14 protein-coding genes and 3 pseudogenes are annotated in these 13,394 nt (G+C 67.7%); 5 read left to right on the plus strand and 12 right to left on the minus strand.

What is annotated here, in order from left to right; translation table 11 throughout:
* Window positions 1–77 precede the first annotated feature (77 nt).
* The 5 genes and pseudogenes from OG524_RS03460 to OG524_RS03480 all read right to left on the minus strand — a co-directional run bounded on the left by OG524_RS03460 (window position 78) and on the right by OG524_RS03480 (window position 3,305).
* On the minus strand, window positions 78–1,070 hold the full coding sequence (locus OG524_RS03460; RefSeq protein ID WP_405392415.1) for a zinc metalloprotease: 993 nt from the start codon (window positions 1,068–1,070) through the stop codon (window positions 78–80).
* Between the two features lie 330 nt (window positions 1,071–1,400).
* A pseudogene (locus OG524_RS03465) lies at window positions 1,401–1,593 on the minus strand (IS5/IS1182 family transposase); the annotation flags it as partial.
* A gap of 601 nt (window positions 1,594–2,194) precedes the next feature.
* Entirely contained in the window at window positions 2,195–2,470 is a 276-nt protein-coding gene (locus OG524_RS03470; RefSeq protein WP_405392414.1) for a hypothetical protein, read from the minus strand.
* The gene (locus OG524_RS03475; RefSeq protein WP_405812419.1) at window positions 2,413–2,688 is read right to left on the minus strand and encodes a DUF6233 domain-containing protein; all 276 of its coding nucleotides are present in this window, start codon (window positions 2,686–2,688) and stop codon (window positions 2,413–2,415) included. The genes OG524_RS03470 and OG524_RS03475 overlap by 58 nt, the downstream gene beginning before the upstream one ends.
* 242 nt (window positions 2,689–2,930) lie before the next feature.
* Window positions 2,931–3,305, minus strand: coding sequence for a hypothetical protein (locus OG524_RS03480; RefSeq protein WP_405392412.1), 375 nt, complete (start codon window positions 3,303–3,305; stop codon window positions 2,931–2,933).
* Here OG524_RS03480 and OG524_RS03485 point away from each other — a divergent pair.
* Window positions 3,231–3,387: pseudogene (locus tag OG524_RS03485) on the plus strand (IS5/IS1182 family transposase); the annotation flags it as partial. The gene OG524_RS03480 and the pseudogene OG524_RS03485 overlap by 75 nt on opposite strands.
* Before the next feature lie 50 nt (window positions 3,388–3,437).
* On the opposite strand, the gene OG524_RS03490 reads toward OG524_RS03485, so the two are convergent.
* From OG524_RS03490 to OG524_RS03500, 3 genes are all read right to left on the minus strand, one after another.
* Complete coding sequence (locus OG524_RS03490; protein WP_405392411.1) at window positions 3,438–3,671, minus strand: hypothetical protein; 234 nt, start codon at window positions 3,669–3,671, stop codon at window positions 3,438–3,440.
* A 77-nt stretch (window positions 3,672–3,748) separates the two neighbouring features.
* Entirely contained in the window at window positions 3,749–4,201 is a 453-nt protein-coding gene (locus OG524_RS03495) for a DUF5707 domain-containing protein (protein WP_405392410.1), read from the minus strand.
* A gap of 274 nt (window positions 4,202–4,475) precedes the next feature.
* On the minus strand, window positions 4,476–4,883 hold the full coding sequence (locus OG524_RS03500; RefSeq protein ID WP_405809017.1) for a thioesterase II family protein: 408 nt from the start codon (window positions 4,881–4,883) through the stop codon (window positions 4,476–4,478).
* Here OG524_RS03500 and OG524_RS03505 point away from each other — a divergent pair.
* On the plus strand, window positions 4,850–5,065 hold the full coding sequence (locus OG524_RS03505) for a hypothetical protein (RefSeq protein ID WP_405812546.1): 216 nt from the start codon (window positions 4,850–4,852) through the stop codon (window positions 5,063–5,065). The genes OG524_RS03500 and OG524_RS03505 overlap by 34 nt on opposite strands.
* An 11-nt stretch (window positions 5,066–5,076) precedes the next feature.
* Here OG524_RS03505 and OG524_RS03510 read toward each other — a convergent pair whose 3' ends face one another.
* The 4 genes and pseudogenes from OG524_RS03510 to OG524_RS03525 form a co-directional block, all read right to left on the minus strand.
* Entirely contained in the window at window positions 5,077–5,277 is a 201-nt protein-coding gene (locus tag OG524_RS03510) for a hypothetical protein (RefSeq protein WP_405812547.1), read from the minus strand.
* A gap of 64 nt (window positions 5,278–5,341) precedes the next feature.
* Window positions 5,342–5,605 (minus strand): annotated as a pseudogene (locus OG524_RS03515) (GNAT family N-acetyltransferase); the annotation flags it as partial.
* A gap of 122 nt (window positions 5,606–5,727) precedes the next feature.
* On the minus strand, window positions 5,728–6,669 hold the full coding sequence (locus OG524_RS03520; protein ID WP_405392408.1) for a MerR family transcriptional regulator: 942 nt from the start codon (window positions 6,667–6,669) through the stop codon (window positions 5,728–5,730).
* 1,040 nt (window positions 6,670–7,709) lie between these two features.
* On the minus strand, window positions 7,710–9,683 hold the full coding sequence (locus tag OG524_RS03525; protein ID WP_405392407.1) for a galactose oxidase-like domain-containing protein: 1,974 nt from the start codon (window positions 9,681–9,683) through the stop codon (window positions 7,710–7,712).
* A gap of 339 nt (window positions 9,684–10,022) precedes the next feature.
* Here OG524_RS03525 and OG524_RS03530 point away from each other — a divergent pair, with 339 nt between their 5' ends.
* The 3 genes from OG524_RS03530 (at window position 10,023) to OG524_RS03540 (ending at window position 13,280) form a co-directional block, all read left to right on the plus strand.
* Window positions 10,023–12,287, plus strand: coding sequence for a Dyp-type peroxidase (locus OG524_RS03530; RefSeq protein ID WP_405809020.1), 2,265 nt, complete (start codon window positions 10,023–10,025; stop codon window positions 12,285–12,287).
* A 160-nt stretch (window positions 12,288–12,447) separates the two neighbouring features.
* A complete protein-coding gene (locus OG524_RS03535; RefSeq protein WP_405809022.1) occupies window positions 12,448–12,942 on the plus strand; it encodes an IS5 family transposase in 495 nt (164 codons plus the stop codon).
* A complete protein-coding gene (locus tag OG524_RS03540; protein WP_405809024.1) occupies window positions 12,900–13,280 on the plus strand; it encodes a transposase in 381 nt (126 codons plus the stop codon). Before OG524_RS03535 ends, OG524_RS03540 begins: the two co-directional genes overlap by 43 nt.
* The last annotated feature ends 114 nt before the right edge of the window (window positions 13,281–13,394 follow it).

Here is a 13,394-nt window from a genome sequence, read left to right on the forward strand (position 1 = left end):
CGCTCTAGACGGTTTGTACGGACATAGCGAGGGCCCCGCGCGTGCGCGGGGCCCTCGTTCCGTACGGTGACGGGCGGTCAGCCCGCGCGGTAGGCGGTCCAGTATTCGCTCATGCGCGACACCTGGCCCGTCGTGAACTGCGTCATGCAGGCGTCGTACGTGTAGTCCATGAAGTTGTGGATCGGGTCGATGCCGGTCTTGCTGGCGCAGCTGTCACGGCCGGTCGGGCACGCGTAGGCGGGGCTCTTCTCGGCCGGGGTGTCGGCGACGTAGTCGCCGTTTCCGTTACAGCCGCCCTGGAAGGTGTGGTAGAGCCCCATCCAGTGGCCGACCTCGTGGGTGGCGGTGTCACCCTCGTCGTAGTTGGCAGCCGAGCCGCCCGGCAGCGAGGTGTCGAGGATGACCACACCGTCCATGGACGGGTTGGAGTTGTACGAGCTCGGGAAGGTCGCCCAGCCGAGCAGACCGCCGCCGAGGTTGGCGCTGTACACGTTGAGCGCGCCGGCGCCGCCCTGGCGGAGCGAGCCCTTCATCGCCTTCTCGGCCGTGGAGCCGGAGGACAGGTTGTACCAGGAGGCGTTGTCCGTGTAGGTCGTGGCGGCGAGCGTGAAACGGAAGCCGGAGTCGGTGTTGCCGGTTCCCGCGCCGCTGTAGGCGGCGTTGAGGACGTTGAGCTGGTTGGTGACCTGCGTCGCGCTGAGCTTGCCCGTCGTCCCGGAGTGGATGACGTGGAAGTAGACCGGGATCGTCGCCCCGGCCGCGAGGGCCTCGCCGTTGATGCGGCGGTCCGCCAGCTTCTTCTGGAGGTCCGCGTCCATGGCCTTGGCCTTGGCGGCGCTCACCTCGTTGGGCTCGGCGGCGTGGTCGGACCCGCCGGGGCGCGCCTCGCGGGCGGTCGCGCTCGCACCGGCGGGCTCCTCGCACTTCTCGGCGGACAGGGCCGTCGAGGATGCGGCGACGGCGCTGCCCGGCGCGGCGGAGAGTGGAGCCAGTGCCAGAGTTCCAGCCAGTACGGCTGTGCTCAGTGCGTGACGGCGCAGTCGGGGCGATATGCGTACAAGAGCGCGCACGGTGACTCCTTGCGGACATGTGGGGGAGGTACTTCCTCACCCGCCGCCGGGAGATTACGTGGTCATGCCAGGTCTTGAAGAGAATCGATCAGGCCCAATCATTCCTGGCGCGTACATGGGTAATAAGGAAAAAACCTGCGGTCTGCACCATGGTTTGAAATAAGTACGTAACGCCTGGGGTCACCTCGGCGGGCGGTGTGTCCGCATTTCGGCCTGCGGCCCCCACCACCCGCCGTTACGACGTGATCCGTCCTCAACATGACTGCGGATGGCTTGAATTGATCGGTCAGTGCACCGGGAGATCGGCCCGCTCGATTCTCTGGGCGCCACTGAGCGCTCGACGAGGTGCTGGCGGTAGCCGCCGTCGACCCAGGCCTTGCGGACGGTGGGATGGCCGGCGGCGACCCGTTCGATCAGGGTCTGGCCGGCGATCGAGTCCTGCACACCCGCAGCGGTGGCCAGTACGGTCAGGAGCAGGCCCGACGGTGTCGATGACGATGCTCCGCTCGCGGCCCACGATCTCATGGGCGATAGATCGGGCCCGCGAGGATCAGCCGTGGCCGGGACTCGAACACTACGCACCGCTGCCGGTGGCCGACGTCAGCGCAATGCCCACCGACGATCCGGGCTCGAGCCCTCGAAGAAGACGGCGGGCGCTGGCGCTCGCCATCGGCAACGTACGTAACCGGTCACACAATCCGACGGTCTGGGACCGCACCCAGGCCAGCAACAACTCACTTCGCACCTGCGCGAGTACTTCCCCGGCTTCCTCGACGCGGTCGGCGTACGGCGTGAAGGCGTGAAGGCGTGACCCACCCCATCGCCCGCGTCCTGCTGACCGCCGCACCCGCCCCCGAGCAAGCTTCAAGGCTGACCAAGATCCAGCTGCGAGCACTGCTGAAGAAGGGCGGTTCACCGTCCGTGGGCAGATCGCCGGACTCGCCTTCGAGGACCAGGACGTCGTGGAGTTCATGCGGCGGGCCGGGCTCCCGGACGCGGAGCAGCTGCTTGAGCGGCCGGAGTATGCGGCAGTGGCGGAGGCGTGCGCATACGTACGCGGCGGCGTAGACGTGCCGCACCCCCGTCCGGCGTCAGGCCGGACGAGGGGTGCGGTTGTGTTCGGGTCAGGCGGCCTGGTCGGCCTGCTGCTTGATGAGTGCACGCCCCTTGTCGGTGATGTCCTTCACGGTCGGCTCACTCTTTGCGACCCGGCGGGCGAGGGCGGCCTGGCCGCCGCGGCCGATTGTGTCGATGGCGCGGGCGTAGGCGATCTGCCGGGCCTGCGTCTTCTCCGTGGCGACCCGCTGGGCCTCTTCCGCTTCGGCCGTGGCCCACACGGCGATCAAGAGGAGCGCTGTGGCGTCACCCGACTCTTCGGAGCCCGCTTCGTAGCTGGCCACGCCAGCCCTTTGCCGAGCTGTACGCCGACCGCCGAGTCCCGTAGCTGCTCACACGCCAGGCCCACGGGTCTGTCCGGGCGGCACACGTCGCAGGCCGGTACCCCGTCGGCGAGTTCCGCCAGGGCACGCTCCCGGCTGATCGCCCGCAGCTCCTTCCCGGCAGCCCAGCAGTCACCGCGGTGAACCTCGACAACCGACCCCGTGCCGGCCTCACTGATGCCCCAGTCCGGGGTGCGCGGCTGCGGCTACGGCTTCGCCTCGACCTCGCGGCGCCCCCGGCCGGCTCTTCGGCCCCCGGCTTCCGCCGCCCCTGCTCCTGACGCTCCAGGAGTTCTTGGGCTTCGAGGTCCCGGATCCGCCCGCGAACCTGCCGCAGCTGAAACTCCAGCCACTGCGCCAGCGCCCGGTTCTTCTCCAGCGGTGTCGGCTCACGGCCCTTTGCCGCCCGGGGCTGGCACGGCTACGCCTCGGTGTCGGCCAGCTCGTGGCAATGCTTCAGCGCCATACGGGCCGCGACCAGTTGCTCGCGGTCAAGGGTGCCCCAGAACGAGTGCGTCTCCACCGTGACCGACAGGTCGAGGATGTCCGCCCGGAACCGGGCAACCGCGGCGTGCTGCTCCTCCGTGTACCCGGAGCTGGCCGGTGCGGACAACGGCAACGTCTTGGCGTACTCCTCGTACCGGGTCCGGGTCTCCAGGAGAGCAACCTGGGCGTCGCGCAGGTTTTGCGGGAACTCGAAAACGGGGGGAGTCTTGGCTAAGACCACGACCTGTGCTGTCGTCGGCTGCGCGAGCGCGGCATCGTCCCGAAGATCACCCAGCGCGGACAACCGCATGGCTCGCCTGGGCGGGGGCCGGGGGGCCGAGTCTGCCGTCGCCTGGCTCCACGGCCCTCGCCGCCTACGAACCCGCTGGGAAAGATGACCTGTAGAGGCCGAGCAGCACGCGGTGCAGTCCTGGACTGGTGATCACTCGATGTGTCCGGTGTCGGGGTCCACCTGCGAGAGGAAGTCCCGAATGGCCTCCTCGAGGTCGGCCCTGCCGACTTGCACCGGAGGATGGCTGCGGAACCCGAACCCGTACTGTGGGTCGGGCCCGGTCAGCCAGGTGAAGTCGTAGGTGCCCGGGCTGTCGTCCGGCTGGCTGACCTCGAACTCTTCACCGTCGACCGACATCCGCAACGGCTCGTCCGCCGACATCATGACCTGCTTTCTCTGCCCCGGAGATGCGAGCGCACGCGGCCCCGACTGTGTTTGCCATGATCACGTGCGTGTCTGGATCACACAACTGTGAAGTCGGCCGCCTTGGTGTCCAGCGTCGTGTCGCCGTCCTCGGCGGTGGTCAGGACGGCGACGTGCCACAGACCGCGCGGGGACTCGTCGGCTTCGGCGCGGGTGACGGTGGCGGTATGGGTGCAGCGCACGGTGTCCTCACCGGACGGCTTGCAGACGGCCGGCTCCGCGGCGGCCATATCCTTGGCGGTCAGCTCCTGCTTGGCGAAGGACGAGTTCGCCGGCCAGGCCAGGACCTTCACGTCCTTGACGCCAGAGGACGCCGTTACGTCAGTGGTGAAGGTCAACGAGCCGCCGCGGTCGCCGTCGGGGGCAGCGTAGCGGGCAGCGCTGTGCGCCACAGAAGGAGACTGGTCCCCGGCGTAGGCGACAGCGAACGCTCCGGCACCGGCGAGGACTACGACACCGGCGGCCAGGGACAAAACGATACGTCGCGACATGAGAAATTCCCCTAATAGGCTCAGCTGGATCAGACCGGCGCTCTCGGCTGCGCCGTTGCACCAATACTGGCCGCGCAGCGGGCACCGGGTATGAGCACACGTACTCAACCCAGGCCTGAGTAGTGCCAGTTCGGGTCGCGGAGTGTCACTGAAGCAGGATCATTTTGCGGAGTAGTTCGAATCCGGCTCGCCCGTAGAGTTGCCTTTGGATCTTTCTGATGCGGTTCACGGCGCCATCCTCTTCCGGGCTGCGGCCAGCTCCGCCTGAACGTCGTCACCGCTGGCCTGAGCAGTGGCCGGCGGTGACGAGTGAGCCCATGCTGTGGCCGAAGAACCCGAAGGGCCGGTCAAACAGTGGAGCGATAGCGGTGTGGAAGTAGTCGACCAGCCGATCGCAGTCGTCGATCAGCGGCAGTATTTGTAGCTGGCCTCGGCCGGGGGCCTCCAGGAGACAGAGTTCCCAGTCCTTCGGGAAGTACTCCGCCCAGCCCCGGTAGAGCAGGTGTGAGCCGCCGGCGTGGGGAACATGAACAGGCGCGCCGCTGGGTCGCTCAGGGGCCTCGGGCGGATGACCGGGCAAGCCGACGTCTCGCCGACGAGCTTCGAGATGACGAGGCATGCAGCTCAGCAAGGGTATTGGCACCGCTGATGACCACGGCGTTCTCCGGGACGCTGTACGCATTCTCCACGCGGGTTCAGATCTCGAGCATCAGCAGCGAGTCGATCGAGCTCGTCGGTGAAGTGCCCCTCGTCGGTGACCTCCTCGGGTTCGGTCTCCAGTACGCCGGCTATCAGAGCGCGGAGATCCTCGATGTTCACGGTCGCAGCGGTCATTGGTTTTCCCCTCGCTCCTGCGTGGATTGACGAATGGTCGGTCAAGGGGTCAGCAGCAGAGCGGCTGCCGCGTCGTGGCGAGGGCCTCCAGCGGTGGCGAGTACGTTCCCGGTGGCGTCGCTCTCCAGATGGGCAGCCGCGGCGGCGCATTGCAGGACGCCCAGTGCCCCCGACAACGGGCCGAGCTGGGCTTCCAAATCGATCCGGCGCGTGGCTGCGAGCCAGATGGCCCGACCCGGCACCCGCCTCGTCCATGAGCCACGTGAGAGCCTCCAAAGCGCGCGGCGCCACACCCCGCCCGCGGGCATGAGCCGCAGTCCAGCAGCCCACCTCGGCCGACGGTTTGCCGGAGGCCACCTCATTGAGGACCACGTGGCCCACCAACTGGGGTTGGGGCGAATCGGGTTGCGCTTCAAGAACCGCGAACCCGAACCGGTCCCCCGCTGCCCAGCCTCGCTCCTGGCCTCGCACCCACTGCATCGCATCGCCCTCGTTCTCCACGGCCGAGCTGGTCCAGTGGCGCAGTACGGGATCCTGGAACACGTCGACGAGGGCAGCAACGTGCTCCATGCATCAGGGACGAAGGACGAGGGCGGGAGCGGACGGCGTCGCGCCCGCATGCAGGATGACGATGTCTCTCACCTGCCGATCGTATGCGGCGGTGTTCCGCGCCCACGCCGACCGTCCCCGGCTCACGACCGTTCCATTCGGACGCGCACGGCCTCGATGGACCAGGTGAACGCCGGCACCAGGCTCTCCGGAGCGGGCCAGCCGTTGATCACTGCGAGCAGTTGGAGGTACCGATCCCGTCGTGGGTCGCCCACACTCTCCAGCCGGACCAGCAGCAGGCGGCGCAGCTCGATGTCGTCCGTGCGGCCGAGGACGTGTGCATAGTGAGCCGCAAGCGCCGCAACGATCGGATCGGCTTGGGGCGAAGTCGGGGCGATGGCCGCCGCCAAGGCGGGGCTGACCCGGTCACGGACGACTGCACCGAGGTCGCGGCGCGGGCCCGTGGTGTCGCCGTGTGCCTGTTCGGCCGCGTGGTCCTCGGCCATCCGCCGCACGCTGACGCGGAAATCCGGGTCTGCGGCCAGTTCGGCCCACTCCGCCCATGCCCGAATCTGGTCTGCCTCCGGGCTGTCGGGTATCTCGGGGGTCATCGAGCGCCTGATCCCCGCCAACGCGGAGTCGGTGTCGAGACTGCCGAAGGCGGCATCGAGGAAGTCCCCGATCAGGCGTCGGCGTTCGTCCTCGGAGAGCTGGGCCAGCTTGTGCATGAGATCCGTCTCTTCAGCAGTGAGCCTGCGCTCGGCCACCGCCGTCAGCACCGCATGCCGCAGGCGCAGGACGCGGATCTGTACGGCCAGGGCTTCGGCGTGCGTTGCGGCGACCTTGGGAAGCGAGAGCTCCCGGTCCACGACCCTGCGGATCGTAGGCAGGTCCACCCCCAGGTCCCGCAGGGTCCGCACAAGGTCCAGGCGCGCGATGGCGTCGATGTCGTAGAGGCGGTAGCCGGCCGGGCTGCGGTCCGTCGGCGCCACGATCCCGCGATCGGAGTAGAACCGAATGGTCTTGACGGTCAGGCCGGTCCGCCGGGCCAGTTCGCCGATCGAGTAGAGCGCTTCGCCGTCCATGACCCCACCTTGGAGTCTCCCCCTACGGGAGACTCAAGCGCATCCGCCTGACGACGGCCGATCGTTCCACAAGTTTTGACAATGCTTCTTGAGTGACCGCTCCGCCCCCCTTCCGTCAGAAAAGGACGGAACACCCCAACGGAGTTGCCCGTGCGGACCCATTCGACGAGGTCCAATACTGCGCTGCACCCAGTTCATCGACCCCGACACCGGCGCGGGCCTGCCTGCCCGGCGGCACTCCGGAACCCGAGGACGGCGGCGACCCCACGACCCGCTTGCCGAACGGGGACGAACCCGCCGTGTTCGGAACGCAGCGAGCCGTCGACTCCCACATGCAGATCAACAGCAACCTGACTCGATCCACAAGTCTTGACGATTTCTCCCCGTCCCCTCCCGCCCACGCTTCGGCCCTGTCATCCCCGTGAAACGATGGTCGCCGCCGACGCTGACGTCACGGTGGCCACTCCGATCAGTGCCGCGACGCCCACCACTGTCGCGGACCCCTGACGAGCCCTCGGATTTGCATAGCTGTCCCCTCTCGCTTACGACTCCTGCCATGGACATGAGGAGACTGTCAGCCGGTTTCGACCCCGCCAGAACCCTTGGGAGGAATGGCCTATCCTCCACCTTCCGTGGCTCGCACTACCTTGTGCCCTGCTGGGGCAAACGAACAGAACCGCCGCCACTCTCGTGGCAGACGACACCCAGTGCAGCAGGCCATGCGACAGGCACCCGCTTCTCCTTCGAGGCCGCCGAGCCGGGGCCAGCCAATCGCATCGTGCGAGTTCGGCACGGAGACGGACCCGCAGGCCGGGCAAGCACCGCCGGCGTGCGGACGACCGGCTGGTCGGCTTCCTGGTGACCGCGGTCCTCGCCGTCGTCCAGGTGGCCGTCGTCAACTGGCTGCTGGCCCACTGGTGGATCCTGATTGCCTTCGGCACGCTCGCTACTGCTGGCCGACGGCGGCTGGCTCCACCACAGGCAGCAGCGGGCGCGGTGGGAAGCGGTCCGTACACAGGGCCTGCGCTACGGGCTGGGTGTCAGTCACCCGCCTTCCCCTTGGCGGCGGTGGCGCCCGCGGCGGTCTGGGGCTTGAGCTGAACCCAGCCGGCCTTGCTCGGTGCGCCCTCCTCGTTGAGGAGGAAAAGCATGTAATGGCCGGGCGGGGCCGCGGCGGCGGTCGGCGGGGCCTGAAGCTCCAGGAAGTTGCCGCTGCGGCTCTTGATACGCAGTTCGAGGTGACGCTGGCTGGTGTTGATCGAGTGGGTCGAGGTGGTCGGGGCCAGCAGCACGGCGCGGGTGACGTCGCTGGGCGTACTGGTGCTCACCGTGATCTTCTCGTTGTAGCCGACAGTGGGGTTGAAGATCAGCCCGAGCGCGGGGCGGCTGCCCTGGTGGAGGTAGGCCGGTTCGTAGATCTCGATGCTGCCGTTGTTGTTGTCGGTGACGTCGGGGTCGTTGGCGAGCTGCTGGAGCTCGTCACCCGTGATCATGACTCGGCCGTCCGGCAGGACCACGGCGTTGGAGTGGTAGCCGCGTGGCAGCCGCTGGGCGGGTCCGAGCTTCCAGTCGCCGTTCTCGTCGCGCAGTTCGATCTGGCGGTACTTCAGGTCGGCGTTGGGGTTGTACGGTCCGTTGCCGTAGTCGCGGATGTCGAAGGCGCCGTTGACGGTGAGCAGGTTGCCGTTCGGTAGGAGCAGGGTGTCGTCCTGGGTACGGCCGAAGGCGCGGGGCTTCTCGGTGTTCCACTTGCCGCCGGCTAGACGGTAGGTGTTCGGGTCGTTGCGGTCGCCGCCCAGGACCAGGACCGAGTCTGGGCCTCTGAAGCCGGCCGGCAGGGGGACCGCGGAGCCGTAGTTGCGCCGCCACTCCCCGCCGTCCGGGCCGGACTTGTCCTTGTTGGTGTCCGGGCGGTTCGGCAGGTCGGTCTTGGTGTCGGCCACGGTGTCGAAGAGCCATTGCTGGTCCGTGGAGCGGCCAAGACCGTAGATCTTCCCGTCGCGCAGCGAGAACAAATGCGGATAGTCCCACTTGAACGGAGCTTCGGTCTTGAGCGTGTCCACCCCCCAGCCGATCGGCTTGACCGACTTGTCGAAGGGCACCGGGTGGTTCGCGGCGGGGAAGCGCTCGACGATCGGGGTGGGGGTGCCCCAGCCGAGCTCTGACTGACCGGACATGATCACCTGACGTCCGTCGGCGCCGGTGACCACGCTCGGGTACCACCGGCCGACGGACATGTCCTTGTTCAGGTACCACTCCTCGGCCCAAGGGTCGAAGACCAGGGACAACTTGGCGCCGGAGCCTCCGTTGCCGCCGAGGTTGCCGCCGAACACGCCGAGCATGCCGTTGGGCAGGTAGGAGTGGCCGGCGCAGAAGAACGGTGCCGGGCGGGGCTCGTTCTTGCCGTCGGGCATGTTGATGACCGGCGGCTTCTTCTCGGAGAACGCGCTGGGGTCCGTCCCCTTGGTGGGGTCCCAGATCCAGGCGCGGCCAGCGTTCTCCTTGCCGATGGTATCGGTGGGGGCGGGTTCCTTCTGCGGGTTGGTCTCGATCCGCTCGAATGAGAACAGCAGGACCTTGCCCGTGGGCAGCAGTGCGATATGGGCCGCGAAATCGGGGGACTGGAAGTACTCCCGGAACCGGCCGAACTCGGCGGCGTCGAAGGGTGCGTTGATCTTCTCCTGGGAGGCGGTCAGCGACTTGAGCCGCTCCGTACGGGTGGTCTGCGGGTACTCGCCGACGGCGGCCAGAGCCTTCCGGGTACGGGCGTGCTCCTCGGCGTGCTTCTTGCCGAGCGTCGCGGCCTCTGCCGGGTCGACGGCGACCGGTGCGGTTGCCGCCCGGGAGGCAGAGCCGTATGGAAAAGTATCGCCCTCCTCGCCGTGACCGGTGTGGGCGAGTACGGGGTCTGCCGACATCAGGGCCATGGACGCGGCCATTGCGGTGGCAGCGCAGACCGAGATTGCACTGGCGAGCCGTCGACGGGCGGGCAGGGGTGGGCTACTGCGGAACATGGGACTCCTTGTTGCGGAGAGGACGGCGTGGCGTTCCGACTGGGGACGCGTCGGGACTGACTGCTCCAGGATTGCCACACATTCACACACAGTGATGAGTTTCAGTATTCCGGTGTGTCGCCCGACTGTCGCCCTGAGACATGCAGGCGAGTGATAACGACTGCCCGACAGCGCCCCATCCCATCTCCCATGCCGCCGACCAGCGTATTCATAGACAGCGAACGGGTGGCGGATGACCTCATCGGCCGGTCGGCCAGTGGAAGAGTATGCGCGTGCTGCGTACTTTATTGATCACTATGCGCGACATTGGCGTGGAAGAGTCGATCTTCTGGAGAGAACATGGTGGGCGATCTCAAGCTGCGTGAGAGCGACGACATCCAGGGCGATGTGATCGCTGGCTTCAAGAAGGATCAGATGACCCTGCTGTTCCTCAAGTTCGAGGACCCGGCAAGGGCGCGCACCTGGGTCAAGGCCCTGGAACCGCAGATCTCCACGACGAGGCAGGTGGCGACCTTCAACGCCGCCTTCAGCGAGGCCAGGAAGGCGTCGGTCGGCGACGACCCGAAGGCGCTCAAAGCCACCTGGATCAACGTCGGTTTCACCTGCGCGGGCCTGCGGGAGCTGACCGGAAAGGACCCACTGCCCTTCGTCAAGCCCGGCAGCGGCCTGGAAGCCTTCAAACAGGGCTCGGACAAGCGGGCGCTCGGGGACACCGGCGACAGCTCGCCGGAGATGTGGCTCTTCGGCAACGGCAAGGGCCAGGTCGTCCACGCCGTGCTCACCGTCGCTTCCGATACCGTCCAGGACCTCCAGGCGACGGTCAGACAGCAGCGCGAGGCATGCGCCGCGGCCAAGATCGTAATCGTGTTCCAGCAGGACACCGCCACACTGTCCGGCAGCAGGAGGGGTAAGGAGCACTTCGGCTTCAAGGACGGCGTCAGCGAGCCCGGCGTGATCGGCTTCGACGAGCCGGACCCCTTCAAGCCCGAGTACGTAAAGGGCCACCACGGCACCCGGCTGATCCCGCCCGGCGAGTTCGTCGTCGGCCACGACCGCGTCGGCGGCGCGCCACACGAGACGCCCGACTGGGCCGACAACGGCGCCTTCCAGGTGGTACGGCGGCTCGGCCAGGATGTCCCGGGCTTCTGGTCCCAGGTCGCCGGGCAGCTGAAGGTACTCAAGGAGGCCAAGGTGGTGCCAGGCGAGGCCACCTCGGAGTGGCTGGCGGCCCGCCTCGTCGGCCGGTGGCGCTCTGGCACCCCCGTCGCCACGTGCCCCAATGCCGACAGGCCATCCAACGCGCTGGCCGGCGACGACAACGACTTCGGATACCGCAACGACCCTGAAGGCTTCATCACCCCGCTCTTTTCGCATCTGCGCAAGACCAACCCCCGGGACGGCCTGCAGGAGAAGCCTGGCGATCCGCCGTTCGATGAGAATCCGGTGATGGACCGCCGCCGGATCATCCGCCGAGGAGCCCCGTACGGTGCACCCTTCGACCCCGCTGCGGCGGGACCCGGCGGGCCCGACGAGAAGCGCGGCCTGCTCTTCGTCTGCTACCAGTCGGACCTAGTGCAGCAGTTCGAGTTCATCCAGAAGGCGTGGATCGACAGCCCAGACTTTCCGCCTAACCGGCCTAACAAGCCCGGCCCCGACGGAATGGTCGGTGCCGCCGGAAAGCTCAGCTACGAGACACCCGGCAAGACCACTCAACTGAGCCTGAGCCAGTTCGTCGTCACCGAGGGGTCCGTCTACGCCTTCGTACCCTCGCTCACCCTGCTGCGGCTGCTCGGTGACGGCCGGCTCACCGACAAGCCGCCCGCCGATGTCCGGCCGACCGATGCCTTCCTACCCATCCCCGACATGCAGCAAGACATGGGCAAGAGCTGGTACTGGGCGTACGGGACGGGCAGCGACGGCGCCGTCTGCCGGACCATCTCCATCGCTGACGGGGACGAGCACAAGGACGTCCGTGAACGCCCCGACCGGCCGCTGACCACCTGGCCATGCTATGCCGGGGTGAAGAAGGTCGACGCGATCCTGCCCGTCCCGGACGAGCAGCGGATCGACGGCCGCAGCAGGTTCTGGCTGTTCCACACAGTCGAAGGCCGGCAGGTCTACCGGAAGATCGCGATCGCCGACGGTGCCGAGTCCGGACTCCCGCCCGAGCAGAGCGCAGCGATCGACCTCCCGGACCGCTCGCTCTCCGCCTGGGTCTCGTTCAACGGCATCGAGAGGGTGGACGCCTTCCTGCCGGTCCCCGACATGCAGCAGGTCGACGGCAAGAGCTGGTACTGGGTGTTCCACACCTTGATGGAACGTCAGATCTACCGCCTGATCTCGGTCGCCGATGGCAGGACGCACCGGGACAGCCTCGAGCGCGGCGACCGCGGCCTCGACGTGTGGCGATCGCTGGACGGACTCACCCGCGTTGACGAGTTCCTCGCGGTACCGGACATGCAGCGGATCAACGGCATGAGTCTGTTCTGGGTGTTCCACCAGGACAAGTACAGGATCATCGTGATCCGCGACGGCCACGGCCACGAGGACCAGGTCACGGTCGAGGACCGACCGCTGACGATGTGGAGGTCCCTGACGGCCTGACCGCCTGACCGCCCTGACCCTGGCTTCGGCTTCGGCTTCGGCTTCGGCTTCGGCTTCGGCTTCGGCTTCGGCTTCGGCTTCGGCTTCGGCTTCGGCTTCGAGAATAGGACTTGTCCGGCCGATCATGTGACCACTTCGTGCCTGAGCGGTTCCTGTGGGCATGGGGCGGGGTGATCTGAGTGATGCCTGGTGGGAACGGCTGCGGCCGTTCCCGCCGGTCAGTAACGGGCGTTGCGGCAGGTGGCGGGATCACCGGCAGGTGATCGACGGGATTCTGCACCGGGTGCGGACCGGGGTGCAGCGGCGGGATCTGCCCGAACGATTCGGACCGTGGAGGACCGTCTACGAACGCCACCGCCTGTGGTCGGCCGACGGCACCTGGGAACGTCTGCTTCAGCAGGTCCAGGCCGCGGCTGACGCCGCAGGCGAGATCGACTGTGACATCTCGGTCGACTCCACTATCGTCCGTGCGCATCAGCATGCCGCTGGCGCCCGCACCGACCCGCCTCCGGCCCCGGGATCAAAGAGGGCCGCAGGGATGGAACACCAGGACGAGACGCCGTGGCAGGGTCTCGTCGCCCGCCTGGTGGAGGTTCTGCTGGAGGCGAGGGCATGGGCTGCTCGCGCGGCGGGTTCACCAACAAGCTCCACCTGAGCGCGGACGGCCGCTGCCGCCCTCTGTCCCTGATCGTCACTCCAGGTCAGCGGGCAGACTGCACCCGGTTCAAACCGGTCCTGGAGAAGATCCGGGTGCCCAGACCGGGCCTGGGCAGGCCGCGCAAGAAGCCCGACAGCCTTACGGCCGACAGGGCTTACAGCAACGGCCCCATCCGCGAGTACCTGCGACGGCGGGGAATCCGCCACACCATCCCGGAGAAGACCGATAGCAGGCGGCCCGCCTGCGCAAGGGCGCACGCGGTGGACGGCCACCCGGCTTTGATGAGGTCCGCTACAAGAAACGCGACACCGTTGAGCGGGCGATCAACCTCCTGAAACAGTCCCGGGCGGTCGGTGAGGTCGACTCGGGGCGCCCTGCTGGTGTTTCCACCAGTGGGTTTCCCCGAGCCGCCTCCCGAACCCGGCGTGTCCGTCTCCAGGCACCGGGCT

This window comes from Streptomyces sp. NBC_01520, from assembly GCF_045040375.1.
In the GTDB taxonomy this organism is placed as follows: domain Bacteria; phylum Actinomycetota; class Actinomycetes; order Streptomycetales; family Streptomycetaceae; genus Streptomyces.